Origin of the sequence: Ralstonia mojiangensis, assembly GCF_023955645.1 — a bacterium.
Classification (GTDB): domain Bacteria; phylum Pseudomonadota; class Gammaproteobacteria; order Burkholderiales; family Burkholderiaceae; genus Ralstonia; species Ralstonia mojiangensis.
The window spans coordinates 401,759-414,018 of sequence record NZ_JAMXHU010000003.1; the positions used below are offsets into that span (position 1 = coordinate 401,759).

Below are 12,260 nucleotides of genomic sequence, written 5' to 3' on the forward strand. Positions count from 1 at the left end.
TGTCAGTTGCGACGGCCGGACAACACGCCGCCCTGCAACGTTGCACGCTGCAGCCTGTCGTCGATCCGCCGGTCGACTTCCTTGAAAATCAAGTCGATTTGCGTGCGGCCATCCTGGTCGGTCGACTGCTGCACCTCCGGCTGGCTCGGCGCCCCAATCACGTTCACCACCACCCCACCAGGAAGCGCATGGTTCGGCACGATGGAGCCGGAGCCGCTGGGCCGGAATAGCTCCGGCCCTTGCTCGCCCACGAGATACAAGCCGCCTGCGGATACCGGCCCGCCCGCCGCGCGCGCGCCGTCAACGAACAAGCCGCCGCCGTAGCTAGGCGCCGGCATGCTGCCGCCGTAGAGGATGTCGCCAGGCACCGCCATCGTGCCCCCGCTTGCCGCAACGGTTCCCGCTGCGGGCCCTCCGACGTCACCGGCGAACGAGCCGAACATGCTGCCGACCATGCTGAGACCCATCTGGGCCAAGCCGGAGATGGCGGCGCGTGCCTGAATACGCGCAAGGTCAGCAATGACGCTCTGGGCGAAGCTCTTGAAATCGAGCTTGCCCGTTGTGGCGAAGTTGGCGACGGCGTCTTCCATCGACTGAAACGCGTTGGAAAAGAACCGCTCTGCCGAGGCCGCCACATTCGCTGCGGCGTCTCGGTAATCCGCCAGCGCCGACAGCGCACCGAATTTCCAGTCGGTTTGCTTGGCGGCCAGTTGGTCGTAATACGCACCCAACTGATCCAGCGCGGCCCGCTCGCTCTCATTGATCTTGGCGAGTTCTTCGTTGTAGAGGTCAGAGCCAACGAGCCCGCGCTTGGTCATCGACTTGTTCCAGTCGGTGCGCATGCGCTCGAATTCGCGGTAGATCGACTTCGCCGCGTTGACCTGCTCGTTGGCGCGCTTGCCCAAGCCGAAGGCGTCAAGCTGTCGGCCGAACTGCTCACTGCGCGCCTGCGCAGCATCGGCAATTCGGACGTTCATGCCCTCGGCCTGCTGGCGAGCGTCCTCTAGCAGCTTCCGTTGTTTCTCCAGCTCGGCCGTTTCATCCTTGCGCTTCTGGATCGCGAGTTCGGCCGCGATATTCAGGTCGAGCTGGGCTCGGATCTGATCCTGGTGCGTGAGCAAGCTTTTCTGATCTGCGGTCAGGGTCTTCTTGCCCTTGATGTCCGCAATCTGCTGCTCGAACTCGGCGCGCGCCTTCTGGCCAGCGGTGAGCTGATCCTCGACGGCCTGCTGTGCGGCCAGGGCGGCGCCGGTCTTGCGCAGGTTTTCCAACATGCGCGCGCCAGCGTCTTCGGTTGCCGCCTTTGGCGCCTTGTCCTTGTACTTCTCATTGATGGCTGCAACGCCCTTGGCGTATTCCTCCGCCGACAGCCCTGCCTTTTCCGCATCAGACTTGAATTTCTTCAGATCGTCATCGCGGATCTGCTGGCGCGACCGGACGCTCTTCATCAGTGCGTCGATCGACACCCGCGCGCCAATCTTGTCGTCTTCAGCACGCTGCTTGGCCGCCTGGTCGGACGCCTTTTTCGCATCGGCGACAACAGCATCGTTGTACTGCTGCAGGCGAGACCGGTTCGCGTTGAGCGCGGCCTCGAGCTGGACGGTGTTGTAGCCTTTCGCGCGCGCCTCGGCCAGCTCCTTTTCTTGCTGGGCCATCGTGCGGTAGAGCCCATTCAGTTTGTCGCCCGCCGTCTCTGCGCGGCCGATACCTGCGATGGCGTCCCACGCCTTCTTCGCCGTCTCGGTCAGTCCGATCCAGGCGAGCTCCATGTAACCGACGTTGCGGCGCACCTCCAGCGCGCGGTCGCGCAGTGCGTCCGCGAACGTCTTTTGCGCCAGCGCCGCAGCCTCGTCGACCTGACCGGCGCGCTCCAGGGCGGCGATCTGCTCATAAACCGCGCCGGTCAGGTAGTGGAATTGCTCGTTCAGCTTTACCGAGGCCTTGGCGGGCTCTTCGGCGAGCTTGACGAAATCCTTGATGGTTTCATCGATCGATTGCCCGGTCGCCTTTTCCATGGCGATGGCAGCCGACGAGACTTCGACCATTTGCTCACTGGCGACCCGTCCGGTCGCCGTGATACGCGTGATCACATCGGCGGCCTGGTGCTGGGTGCCGATGACGCGCGACACCGACTCGGCCATGCCTGCCATCTGGCCGCTCGACACGCCGGCGTAGTGGCCGGTCATAATCAGCGCGTTGGTGTAACCCCGGGCCTCCTGTGCGCCTGTCATCCAGGCATACGCGAGAGCACCAGCCGCGGCAGCGGCGACCGTCGTCGGCGTGATCAGGCTGGCAACGTAGGACGCAACTCCTTTGAGTGCCGGACCGACGCCGCCAAACATGTCCTTGAGCTGGCCGCCTTGCTGCGTGAGCACCAGCATCGGGCTCTGGCCGCCCGCGAGCTGCGTGACGATATCGGTGATCTGCGGCGACACCATCCGCATGGCTGCAGCCGTCTGGCGCGCGGACATGCCGAGGTTCTGCTGCGCCGTGTCGCTCGCCTTGCTGGCGACTTCCACAGCGCGCAGGCGCTCGATGTACTGCTGCGCCGCTGCCGTCACGCCGAGCTGCTCGGCGCGTAGCGCCGCGTATTCAGCGGCCGTCTTCCCGGCCCGATCGGCCTGACGCTCCAGGCCGCGCAAGAAGCGCGTCGCAGCGGCGTCCATATTGCCCGCAGCTGCGGTGGCGGCTTGGCCGATTGTTTCCACGCCGGCTGCCGCCCTGCCCCCCTCCTTCGCAACCGACGCCGCTGCCTGGCTGATCGTCTCGATGCCCTGAGCGGCGCGCCGCCCTTCTGTGGCGACGGTGTTCGCGAGGCCGGTTACCGCACTTCGGGCCTCGGACACGCCGGCGCGCACGCCGGACACGTCCGCGCCCACCTCCAGCGTCGCTTTACCGACGACGGACTCTGACATGTCATTCCCCGTTCATTTCTTCCAGCGCGGCGTGTTCCATGATGCGAATGCCTGCGAAAACCTCGGCGTGCTGGTCGGCAGCGACCTGCAGGAGCTGAAGCACGACCGGGATCGCCGCGTAATCCAGCCCGATGGGGCCGCGCGCGCCGATCCGCCACTGCGTACCGAGATGCGCAAACACCTCGACCGTCGTGGCGTTATCCGGCCACACGGCAACAGGCTCGGGCTCTAAGTCTTCCGCCATCAAGCCGAAGCCGGCGAGTTGGTCGACATCGTGCGGCCGCCAGTACAGCCGGCGTGCCGCCTCGATCAGTTTCCCCGGCGCTGCCCCATCAGTTCGGCCGCGTACGCATCGAAGATGGCGCGCGGTGCACCCGGGTAGTTCTGCACAACCTGGTTGAGCGCCTCGCGCGAGAACTCCGCATCGACGTCTTCCCAGCCCGCAATGATTTCGAGCAGCACGGAGGCGTCGTCTTCGCCCTCGCTGCCGGGACGCCGGAGGTATTCGAGCGCGTCGTCGCGGGTCTTGTGCTTGAAGGTCAGCTTGAGCTTCTCGACGCGGCCGCCAGCCGCCGGAATATCGACCGTTGTGGTGAATGTCGGGTTCGGGTTGATCTGGAACATCGGTTTAGGCTCCTGCGTAGCGGGTGACTTCGCCGGTGAGCGACAGCGTCACCGCGATGGTCATGGCTTCGTTCTTGGTGGTGGTGGGCACCTTGGAGAACGACACATAGGCGCGGGCGTAGAGCTTCGAGCCGCCCGGCAACGTCATCAGGATGGAACGCGGCTCGCGGTCGTCATCAGCCGCTTCCAGCACCGCGTAGTGCGGCAGGCTCGGATCGTCAGCGATCGTCAGCGCGAACGAGCGAGCGCTGCGGATGGTCGGGATCTGCTTCTCGTCGCCCGTGTCCTCCAGGAACGAGTAGTTGTAAAACTGCTGCTCGCCGCCCGAAGCGGCCGAACTCAGGACCTGGCTGATTTGCTGCCACGCCTGCACCGCTCGCACCGAGCCGATGCCTGTACCCGCCGGGTATTTCGACACGTTGGTCGTATCGAAGCCTTCGAGCGTGAAATCGTCGGCGGCCGAGGTATCGATGCGGGCGACACGCCCGTCGAGGCTGGACCAGCCAGACAAGATCTCGACGATTGCGCCGTCGGCCAAGCCGTGCCCCACGCTGGTGACGTGCGGCGGCTTGGCGTTGGTAATGGCCGAGAACGGCTTCGCAACGCCATAGGCCGAAGCGATGGCGAACGTTGTGCCGTTGGGAAGGCGAACTGCCATGGTGATCTCCAGAAATGAAAAAGCCCGCACAAGGCGGGCAGAAAATTGCGGGCGCGGCAGGCGCTACCGCGGAAACCAGATCGAAAAATCTTGTGTGGCGCCGCGCAGCTTGGTTTCGGGCTCCAGCGTTGCAGCGAGCTCACCGAGCGGCGTGGCCTGCAGCACATCGTCCAGCTCGAGCGTGTCTGCGATGGCACGCATCAATGTGCTGGCTTCATCGCGTGTCTTGGCCCACACGTTGAACTGAAAGCGCCCGTTACGCTTATCGGGCAGGCCTGCGAGGAACGTGAATGCGCGGCCACCGATCTGGGAATAGGTGACGTACGGCAGGACCGTATCGGCCGGTGCTTCGTCGGGAAACACGCGGTCCGAGACGATGGGCGCGACGGCTCTCCAGATTTCCGCCTCAACCGTCATAGGGCACCTCGGCGACAACCTCATTACCAAAATCGTCCACCACGGACCGCCGCAAAGCCTGCGCCATCTTTTCGACGGCCCGCTGGCGCATGGCTTCGAGGGCGGCCGGCGCCTGGTCATAGGCGCGCCGGATGAACGAGTGCGGCGGCACCCACTGAATGCGCTTCTTGCGCCCGTCGACCTTGCGCACAAGCCAGTGCCCGTTTTCGATCAGGTGACCGTGCGGCGCCTTCTTCGCGTTCCACGAAATGCGGTAGACCGCCTCGCCGGCTGTCGACTGCTGATCCGCGTACGCGCGGTAAATCGCCTCACGCAGCTGGCCAGGCCGCACACCCTTCTTTTCGGTGCCGCGGTAGATAGGCGCCAGCTTGCGCGCTTCGTCGTAAAAGACCAGCGCGCCGGCGTGTGCAACCGACCGAACAACATGCTCCTCCACATCGTCGCCGAGCTGCTCGAGACCCGCGAGCACATCGCCGCTAAACTCGAACATGATTACCCCTCACTGGCGCCGAGCGCGACGACCAGGTCGACGTGCTCACGATTGATTTCATCGGGCAGGACGGCCTGAATATCGGCAGGCTTGCCGCGGTAGATCACCCGCCAAGTCGCGGTCACGTCTGCCCGGTACCGAATGCGCAAGCTGAGCTGCCGGGTGGCGGTCTCACGTCCTGCCGCAATGACTTCGCGACCGGATTGCCCCAACGGTCGGGCCCATGGCCGCGCGACCGTCTCCCAGGTATCGGTTGGCTGCCCCGATGGCGTCCGCCCCTGCACACGTCGCTGCAGCTCGATCCGCCGACTGTTGCGTCCGAAATCCATACGTCAGATCTCCACTAGGCGAAACGGGTCTAGCAAGCGGCCAACAAATGGGCCCGGCACCGCGAACGTCTGGCCGTAGGTCACGCTTTGCCTAACCTGCGAGAGCGTGCCGAGCTGCAAGAGCATCCACTGCACGACGGAACGCGGAACGGCTGCCGGCTCTGCCCATGCCCCGCACGCGAAAGTGACACGCACGCCCGTAGCGTCTTTCGGCAGGTCTCCACGCAGCACCAAGGTGCCGGCGTCACGGACGCTGCAGCGATCGAGCGGGAATTGCTGCTCCTCGCCATTGCCGTCGCGATATTCAACCTTCGTCACGCTGGTAACGTCATTCCATAAGCGCAGTTGAGCGGTTAGGCTATCTGCACGCACCATGCATGTCTGCGGCAGCAGCGGCCGGATCAGTTCGTGCTCGACCATCTGGCGCACGGCCTCGATCGCGGCAAGCAACAGTGCTTCGCCGCCGGAATCCAGCTCGCCGTCCTCGATACGCAGGTGCGTCTTCGCCGTGGCGAGGCTGATTGCTTCCTCGGCCGGCGGCTGGATCACGATGCGCATGGCTTACTTCAGCGACAGTGCGTATGCAACGGAGGCCGGGTGCGCGCACAGCTCACCAGCGGCGGTAGCAAGCGTGTCGTCATCGACTTCGACAACATCGTTCGGCAGACCAAAACGACCCTCCACCAACACGCGGGCCCGAACCCGTTTCTGCGTCTTCTGCTGCGGTGCGCTCGGCTTCGTGCTGGCAGCACCTTCGCGCTGCACCTGGTCTTTGTCTGCGTCACCCGAGCCCAGCTGACCGGTTTGGAGTTTCGCATCGTCCTGCTTGCCCGTTTGGTCCTGCGGCGCTCCCGCCGCCCCCACCCCACCCGATTGGGCCGAGAGCGCCGCGGTCGCGGCAGCTTGATTTTTTGCCATGTTCGAATACCTCGTTCTCGGTTGGCGCGGTCACCAGGACCGCACCACGCTTTCGGATGACCGCGTTGTTACGCGGCCGGGTTTTGGAAGGTCTTCACCGCGCCACCACCGTCGACCAGGTTGCCGCCCTGACGGTTGAACGCCACGAAGCCGATCTGCCCGTACTCGATGTACTTGGAGTCGGCCATGCGGAACATGGTCAGATCCATCACTTCGCGGATCATGTACTTCGAGTAGTCGCCGAAGGCGATCGACTTGGCGTTCGCAGCCATTGTCGGCATGGCCTGATCCACTGTCAGCGGACGGTTGAGCAGGCGATCCGGCGCGCCGCCCGGGTTGCCCTGCTCGTACCCGGGCACGAAAATCGGGCGACCGGTCGTGTCCTTGATCTTGCGCACCGCCTTGATGGTTTGGTCGTGCATGAGCCAGCCAGCCTTCGGGTTCGCGCGGTAGATCGGATCGACACTGTGTTCCAGGTCGACAAGATCGTCGTAGAGGACGCTGGTGACCTGGCCGGCTGCTCCGACCTTACCGACGGGCGAGGCGGTCACGATGCCCATCGGCTGGGTTACGCCGTCGCCGATGACGTAGTGCTTGCTGGTGATCCGGCCCAGGCGCATCGCGAGCAGGCTGCGGATGTAGAGCTCGATGTCGAACATGCTGTCCTGGATGAGCTCGAACGGAACGGCGATCGACTTCGAGCTGTACTTGAACACCTTCAGGACGGTGTTGCCGAACGTGGTGTCTTGCTTGTTCACCTGGGCATTCTGACCAACGATTTCGCCTTCCTCGGCCGTCGCGTCGGCCGTCGGGAAATTCATGTCGGCACCGGTCGACGTCTGAATCACGGTGGCCAGGTTGCGCAGGCCGCCAAAGGCGCGCATGGCCTCGGTCAGCTGGCGGTAATACTCCTGCGCCACGGTGTAGCCGCCCTCGGCCGGGTTCGTCGTCGACATGGCCGCCTGAATGTCGGGGCTGCGACGGGCACGCACACGCTGCACATCCTCCTGCTCCATGGCTGCATAGCCGCCGGTCAGGTATGCGCGCAGCGCGCGCGATTCCTCGCTGTGAGCACCCGGCGTGCGCACGGCTGCGTCGATCAGACCGTCCGGGCGGCCATTTGCCGCTTCTTCGCCCAGACGGGCCAGGTAGTCTTCGTGGCGCTTGATCTCGGCGTTGACGTTGTCGAGATCGCGCATGCCATCGTCATAGGCCTTTTGCTGCTCGGCGCCCCACTTATCGCCTTGATGGTTCTCCATCAGGCTGTTGATGTTCTTCGCGATGGCGTCACGGCGCTCCCGCAACGCTTGGATGCTTTTGGACATGAAATCTCCGGAGGTAGAAAAGAAAAAGGCCGCCCAATGGGCGGCCCAGGCCGACGCGGGAGCGCGTCAGGTTCGTTGTGCCAGGTCGAGCCGGCGGCGCATGGCCGAGAAATCAGGCGCCTGCGCGCGCGTCGTTTGCGCGGGCGCGTTCACAGGCGCAGCAGGCTCATTGCTGGCGGGCTTCGGCGCATTCGAGTAGGCCTGCAAATTCCAGGCGGAGGCCTTCGCTGACGGCTGCGCCGATGCATCGGCCTTGCGGTCGGCGAATCCCTTTTCGACTGCCTCGTCTGCGCCGAACCACGTTTCCGCGGTCATCCAGGCAGAAATATCGTCCGCGGACTGGCCGCTGCGCTGTTCGTAGGTCCTGACGAGCGTTGCATCGATCTTGTCGAGCAAATCGGCCTCGGAACGCAGGTCGTCGGCGTTGCCCCACAGCGCCGTCCAGGCCTTGTGGATCATCAGGAATGCGCCATCCGATATTTCGATCTCGTCGGCGGCCATGATCAGGAAGCTCGCCGCGCTGGCGGCCAGGCCATCCACGTGCGCGATCACCTTGGCGGAGTGCCCACGAAGCGCTGTCTCCATGGCGCGCGCGGCGAAGACGTCGCCGCCGGGAGAATTGACACGCAGGTGGATGACGTCGGCGGTAATTCCGGCCAGCTCTTTGACAAACGTTGTGGCCGATACACCGCCCCACCAGTCATCGGAAACGATGTAGTCGTACAGGTACACCGTCACCTCGTTATCGCCGCTGGCGACGACGTTGAATACGCGCGCAGCGGCGCGGTTGTCACTCAGCAGCTGGAGGATTTTGTTTTGGCGCATCGCCCTTTCCTTCATTGAAAATGTCGCCCGCCTTCGGAGCCGGCAGGTTGAAGCGCCGACGGACCTCGGTCCGCGTCATCCAGCCGGGCTCTCCGGCTCGGCCGTATGCGATACGCGCAGCTTCGAGGCGTGATTTCAGGTCGCCGCGCTCGAGTGTCTCGGTGTCGAACTCGACGAACACGCCGCGGTTGCCGCGGTAGATCTTGCGGTTCAATTCCTGCTCGATCTTCACCAGATGGCGCTGCATGGTGTACTTGACGAAGCCGATGCCCATTTGCTCGACGCCGCTACCCCACCCGGTGGTTTTGTCGGTGTAGCCGATCATGTACGGCGGCACACCGAAAATCCGCGCCGTGTCTTCCACCGAAAGCTGGAGCATCTCCAGCAGCTGCGCATCCTCGGGAGTAATGCTGATCTGCTTGATGTCCATGCCACCGGTCAGCACCACGGGCGCTCCGTTCTTGCCGGCCGGCCCGCTGTAACGCTGCAACCACTGCTCGCGCAGCTTGTCGATGTCGCCGCCCTCGAGCTTCTTTGACTCTTTGTCTTGCGTGAGGACCAAATCCGGCCGCATGTTGTCGAGCATGGATTCGGCCTGCTCGCCGCCGACGTTGGCAAGGGAGACCGAGCGGCGCAAGACATGCCGGATCTGCGACATGCCGCGACGGCCGTCAAATCCTGGGCCCGGCACATGGATCATGTCGTCCTGGTCGACCACCTCGACGTTGCCGTCCTCATCCCAGAGGTAATACAGGAGCCGCTCCCTGTCCGCGCTCGGCTGGGGGTCAACTTGCAGCGCGTGATACGGCTTGAGCGAAACGACGTTCGGTGAATATCGGCTCGGGCGACCAATGCGCATGAACATGTCGCCGTGCAGCAGGAGCGATTGCGCACCGAATTCCCACCCGACCGGCGCAGCCCAGCGCGGGTGCATTTCCTCATTCAGCAGCCACCAGAGATCCGGTCGATGCGCTTCTCCAATGCCGTCGACCAGCTTGTAGGTCTCCAGCGTGAGCGACGCCAGTGCGCCGCCGATGAGGGAGACGCATGCATACACCGCACCGATGCTCATGGCCGTCCGTTCGGAAACCGGGCGACCTGCGCCGCCCACGCCACCTGTCAGCCAGCCATAGGCTTCGGTGCCGCTGCGGATATCCGACACCGGCACCGGTTTTACCTGCGCCTGCGCGCGCTCCGCCTGGCGTTGCTCACGCCAAGCATTGAGCACGACAGACCCAGGCTGGCGCACCCGCGCCTCGTTGTACCAACTCTGTGTCATAGCACGATGATCCCGGATTCGGGTTGCTGAGGTTCGATGGCAACGGCGCGGCTCAAGGCGATAACCGTGGCCACTGCCGGATCGATGCGGCCGCGCCCCTTCGATCGCTTTTTGTCCGGCCGGAAATTGCCATTCGTATCGAACAGCAACGCCACGTTGAGCGTCGCCCACCGCAGCACGGGGTTACCTCCGTGGCGGAGTTGCTTGTTGTAGATCAGCTCTTCGAAGCGGCGTGCCCCGGGATACATGCCTTGCGTGTTCTGCGGCACCTTCACCATCACCAGTCCCTCTTCGAGCAGCTCATTCACCAGGTGCGCAGCGTTCCATTCGTCGTAGCCGATCTCGACGACGTCGAACATCCGCCGCGCTTCCAGAATGCGAGCCTTCACCGGCCGGTAGTCGACGATCACGCCTTCGGTAGCTTCAAGCCAGCCGTCTCTGACCCAGCGCGAATAGCGCGCACGCTCGTCTTTTTGATCCGATTGTTGGTCAACGCGCTCCTGCGGGCACCACGTCCAGACGAGCACGTGCCACTCGCCATCCGGATCGTCATCCGCCGGCGGGAATACCAGCGAGAACGCGGTCAAATCCTGCGTCGCAGAAAGGTCGAGACCCCCGTAGCACTTGCGACCGGCGAGCGTCGAAATATCAAACGGCTTGGCGCCCTTGTCCCACGCCTGCGGGCTGATCCAACCGTCGGCCGAATTCACCCAGACGTTGAGGTCTTTGGTCAGGAAGTTGACCAACGCGCTCGGCAGAAACGCCGCCTTACGCGCCATGTCGCGCATGTACTCGATGCGCTTCGAGCTGCCAAGGCCCGGATTCGCCTTAATCCAGACACGCTCGTCGAATGGATCGTCGTCGACGTCGATCGTGTAGACGTAGCCGAAATACGAATCGTCGGTGCGCTCCCCGCGCAGCACTTCGATCAGGTATCGCCGCTGATCAACGCAGATGCCATCGAGAATGAAACCCGCCGTGGTGATCGCGGACAGTAACGGCTGATCGCGCGCACCGAGCGCGGTCTCCATAACGTCCCAGACGTCCGGCGTCTTCTGCGCGTGCAGCTCGTCGAACAGGATCGCGTACGGGTTCAGACCGTCGAGCGACTCGGCGTTAGCCGGGAGCGGCTTAAACACCGCGCTGTCGAACGTGATCTGCTCGAGATTGCGCCCCTCGTGAATCTTGAATGACCGTTTCACGCCTGCCGAGCGTTTGGCCCAGCGCCGGAAATTATCGAATGCCGGCTTAAACACCGACATGGCCTGGTCGCGTGTGGTGGCCACTGCGTACACCTCGGCGCCAATTTCCCCGTCCATCATGAACAGGTATGCGCCTTGCGGCCCCTTCCAGGTCGATTTTCCGTTCTTACGTGCGACCTCTTCGTAGCCGCGCGTAAATCGGCGCAGGCCTGCGGCAGTCTTCCAACCGTACAGCACCGCCGTCCAGAATTTCTGCCAGGGGTCGAGCAGGATCGGCTCGCGCGCCAGCGGCCCCTTGATATGAACGAAGAATCGTTCGATGAACTGGATTACGTGCCAGGCCGCGGCCGTGTCGAATTGGAGCCCGCGCTTCGCACCGTCGACCAGGTCGCGGTAATGTCGCTCGACGGCAAGGTAGACATACTCGCCAACAACAATTTCGCCGCGCAACACGGGAAGGCCATATGCCCTGTCCCATTCCTGCTGCGATTCCGCCGGAGGTGTCAGGCGGTCAACTTGCTTCCGCGTGCGGCGCGCGCGATCACGGCGGTCCGTTCGGCGCGCGCGTGCTCCAGCAGATCGCCGAACAGGTCGTCCTGAATCCCCTCGTCGCCCAGCTTCGCCCTCGCCATCACTGACGACGGCAGTGTCAGGCAGCTCTCCGGCAACCATTTCAAGAGCTCCCCTTTCAGCGTGCGCGTCACGAAGTACAGCTGGTGCGGCTGGCTATGTCCGTTCGGCGTGACCACCATGAACGAGTTGTTGTTGCCGGCTTCGAAGTTCTGCAGCTCAGCTTCGGCGCGCACCCAGCGGATGAACGTTTTGCACACGACAGCGATTGCAATGCCGGCAGTGAGGTGCGGCAGCCCTTCTTCACGCAACGCTTGGCAGATGTAGTCCCACACCTTGCGCTCTGTCGGCGAGAGCTTTGTGCCCGGCGGCGGTGGCGGCGAACGAACTGCCTTACCACCGGCAGAGGCAGCTGGAAACTGCTCGTCGGGCGAGTTGTCGCCCAGCAGCGTATCTAGCGGGTTCATAGAGCGTTCCTTTCGGCGAATCGGCCGAAAAACGTAGCAGGCTGTCAGATCGGCGCTCTCACAGCCTGCCAGTGAGACCCCCCCTATTCCAAAATCGGCCGTCTACAAAACCGACCTGGACGGACGGTCCCGGGCACCTCGGCCTCCAGACTTTCGACACCCCCACCCATCGGCGGGGGGGCCCCCCCCCCCCCCCGCCCCCCCCCCCCCCCCCCCCCCCGCCCCCCCCCGCGACCCCCCC

General features: G+C 64.0%; 14 protein-coding genes. 1 reads left to right on the forward strand and 13 read right to left on the reverse strand.

Features of this window, described 5'->3' with window-relative positions; all coding sequences use genetic code 11:
- Positions 1-2: 2 nt before the first annotated feature.
- The 13 genes from NG898_RS13960 to NG898_RS14020 form a co-directional block, all read right to left on the reverse strand.
- The gene (locus NG898_RS13960) at positions 3-2,915 is read right to left on the reverse strand and encodes a phage tail tape measure protein (RefSeq protein WP_252692827.1); all 2,913 of its coding nucleotides are present in this window, start codon (positions 2,913-2,915) and stop codon (positions 3-5) included.
- Between the two features lies 1 nt (position 2,916).
- Positions 2,917-3,159 (reverse strand): DUF1799 domain-containing protein, encoded by a 243-nt coding sequence (locus NG898_RS13965; RefSeq protein WP_252692828.1) that lies wholly within the window; start codon positions 3,157-3,159, stop codon positions 2,917-2,919.
- A 65-nt stretch (positions 3,160-3,224) separates the two neighbouring features.
- A complete protein-coding gene (locus tag NG898_RS13970; RefSeq protein WP_252692829.1) occupies positions 3,225-3,539 on the reverse strand; it encodes a phage tail assembly chaperone in 315 nt (104 codons plus the stop codon).
- A 4-nt stretch (positions 3,540-3,543) separates the two neighbouring features.
- Entirely contained in the window at positions 3,544-4,197 is a 654-nt protein-coding gene (locus NG898_RS13975; RefSeq protein ID WP_252692830.1) for a phage tail protein, read from the reverse strand.
- A 63-nt stretch (positions 4,198-4,260) separates the two neighbouring features.
- The gene (locus NG898_RS13980) at positions 4,261-4,614 is read right to left on the reverse strand and encodes a DUF3168 domain-containing protein (RefSeq protein WP_252692831.1); all 354 of its coding nucleotides are present in this window, start codon (positions 4,612-4,614) and stop codon (positions 4,261-4,263) included.
- On the reverse strand, positions 4,604-5,104 hold the full coding sequence (locus NG898_RS13985) for an HK97 gp10 family phage protein (RefSeq protein WP_252692832.1): 501 nt from the start codon (positions 5,102-5,104) through the stop codon (positions 4,604-4,606). Before NG898_RS13985 ends, NG898_RS13980 begins: the two co-directional genes overlap by 11 nt.
- Before the next feature lie 2 nt (positions 5,105-5,106).
- Entirely contained in the window at positions 5,107-5,433 is a 327-nt protein-coding gene (locus tag NG898_RS13990) for a phage head closure protein (RefSeq protein WP_252692833.1), read from the reverse strand.
- A gap of 3 nt (positions 5,434-5,436) precedes the next feature.
- Positions 5,437-5,991, reverse strand: a complete 555-nt coding sequence (locus NG898_RS13995) for a head-tail connector protein (RefSeq protein WP_252692834.1) — start codon at positions 5,989-5,991, stop codon at positions 5,437-5,439.
- A 3-nt stretch (positions 5,992-5,994) separates the two neighbouring features.
- Complete coding sequence (locus NG898_RS14000) at positions 5,995-6,351, reverse strand: hypothetical protein (RefSeq protein ID WP_252692835.1); 357 nt, start codon at positions 6,349-6,351, stop codon at positions 5,995-5,997.
- A 68-nt stretch (positions 6,352-6,419) separates the two neighbouring features.
- On the reverse strand, positions 6,420-7,676 hold the full coding sequence (locus NG898_RS14005; RefSeq protein WP_252692836.1) for a phage major capsid protein: 1,257 nt from the start codon (positions 7,674-7,676) through the stop codon (positions 6,420-6,422).
- Between the two features lie 66 nt (positions 7,677-7,742).
- A complete protein-coding gene (locus tag NG898_RS14010; RefSeq protein WP_252692837.1) occupies positions 7,743-8,501 on the reverse strand; it encodes a head maturation protease, ClpP-related in 759 nt (252 codons plus the stop codon).
- Positions 8,467-9,669, reverse strand: a complete 1,203-nt coding sequence (locus NG898_RS14015) for a phage portal protein (protein WP_252692838.1) — start codon at positions 9,667-9,669, stop codon at positions 8,467-8,469. Before NG898_RS14015 ends, NG898_RS14010 begins: the two co-directional genes overlap by 35 nt.
- 107 nt (positions 9,670-9,776) lie before the next feature.
- A complete protein-coding gene (locus NG898_RS14020; protein ID WP_420803692.1) occupies positions 9,777-11,654 on the reverse strand; it encodes a terminase large subunit in 1,878 nt (625 codons plus the stop codon).
- Positions 11,655-11,675: 21 nt separating this feature from the next.
- On the opposite strand from NG898_RS14020, the gene NG898_RS26220 reads away from it, so the two are divergent.
- On the forward strand, positions 11,676-11,879 hold the full coding sequence (locus NG898_RS26220) for a 4Fe-4S binding protein (RefSeq protein WP_420803693.1): 204 nt from the start codon (positions 11,676-11,678) through the stop codon (positions 11,877-11,879).
- Positions 11,880-12,260 lie beyond the last annotated feature (381 nt).

What these genes read in the sequence shown, in the direction of transcription:
- NG898_RS13975 (WP_252692830.1), bottom strand. Translation starts at nt 4,197, where the DNA reads ATGGCAGTTCGCCTTCCCAACGGCACAACGTTCGCCATCGCTTCGGCC.
- NG898_RS13970 (WP_252692829.1), bottom strand. Translation starts at nt 3,539, where the DNA reads ATGTTCCAGATCAACCCGAACCCGACATTCACCACAACGGTCGATATT.
- NG898_RS14010 (WP_252692837.1), bottom strand. Translation starts at nt 8,501, where the DNA reads ATGCGCCAAAACAAAATCCTCCAGCTGCTGAGTGACAACCGCGCCGCT.
- NG898_RS13985 (WP_252692832.1), bottom strand. Translation starts at nt 5,104, where the DNA reads ATGTTCGAGTTTAGCGGCGATGTGCTCGCGGGTCTCGAGCAGCTCGGC.
- NG898_RS14020 (WP_420803692.1), bottom strand. Translation starts at nt 11,654, where the DNA reads ATGGTTGCCGGAGAGCTGCCTGACACTGCCGTCGTCAGTGATGGCGAG.
- NG898_RS13965 (WP_252692828.1), bottom strand. Translation starts at nt 3,159, where the DNA reads ATGGCGGAAGACTTAGAGCCCGAGCCTGTTGCCGTGTGGCCGGATAAC.
- NG898_RS13995 (WP_252692834.1), bottom strand. Translation starts at nt 5,991, where the DNA reads ATGCGCATCGTGATCCAGCCGCCGGCCGAGGAAGCAATCAGCCTCGCC.
- NG898_RS13990 (WP_252692833.1), bottom strand. Translation starts at nt 5,433, where the DNA reads ATGGATTTCGGACGCAACAGTCGGCGGATCGAGCTGCAGCGACGTGTG.
- NG898_RS14000 (WP_252692835.1), bottom strand. Translation starts at nt 6,351, where the DNA reads ATGGCAAAAAATCAAGCTGCCGCGACCGCGGCGCTCTCGGCCCAATCG.
- NG898_RS14005 (WP_252692836.1), bottom strand. Translation starts at nt 7,676, where the DNA reads ATGTCCAAAAGCATCCAAGCGTTGCGGGAGCGCCGTGACGCCATCGCG.
- NG898_RS13980 (WP_252692831.1), bottom strand. Translation starts at nt 4,614, where the DNA reads ATGACGGTTGAGGCGGAAATCTGGAGAGCCGTCGCGCCCATCGTCTCG.
- NG898_RS13960 (WP_252692827.1), bottom strand. Translation starts at nt 2,915, where the DNA reads ATGTCAGAGTCCGTCGTCGGTAAAGCGACGCTGGAGGTGGGCGCGGAC.